Raw genomic sequence first — 611 nt, 5'->3', positions numbered from 1 at the left:
CGCCGCACTGCTGAAAGAGCGCGACGCGCTGGCTGCGGAGAATGCAGGGCTGAAGGAATGTTGCGATGCATATGATGCGGATGGATTAGCTCAGTACGGCGACCAGTGGGAGGTAACCCCGTTTGAAACCCCAGCCACCGACGCCGCCATTGCAAACATCGAAGCGCGGGGCGTGGAGAATTTTGGCGAGGATTTACTCGCAGATTTACGCTCTGATTGCTGGGATGAGCATGACATCAAGTACATCGAGATTGCGGTAAATCGCAGGAAGGCGAAGCTGCGCAAGGAGGCTGGTAATGGAAATTGAAACCATGGACGTTATGGCGTTCACCATCACTGGCGTTGAGCGCCTCGACCCTGTTCGAGTGATGATTGAAAACTATGAGCCAGGCAAAGGCCGCATAACTCTCACCTGCTTCGGCAAGGCCTGGACGGGCGCATGGTTTGCTATGGGTGGCGACACAGTTCAGCAGTTTATCAAGCGCGTCAGCAATGATTACCTGATCGGCTACTTCGCCCCTCAAATGCAAAGCACTATTGACGATGATAACGACGCGAATGTCGATTTTGTTAAAGGTGAAATCATCAAATTACGCCGCCAGGGAGAGTTA

At 53.0% G+C, this 611-nt stretch carries 2 pseudogenes; both read left to right on the top strand.

What is annotated here, in order from left to right:
* Positions 1–307: pseudogene (locus AAE045_RS23785) on the top strand (hypothetical protein); the annotation flags it as partial.
* Positions 297–611, top strand: a pseudogene (locus tag AAE045_RS23780) (hypothetical protein); the annotation flags it as partial. The pseudogenes AAE045_RS23785 and AAE045_RS23780, both read left to right, overlap by 11 nt.

The organism is Dryocola clanedunensis (assembly GCF_038405435.1).
Lineage (GTDB): Bacteria > Pseudomonadota > Gammaproteobacteria > Enterobacterales > Enterobacteriaceae > Dryocola > Dryocola clanedunensis_A.
The sequence above is the reverse complement of the archived record's forward strand: the minus strand, read 5'-3'. Positions and strand labels throughout refer to the sequence as shown.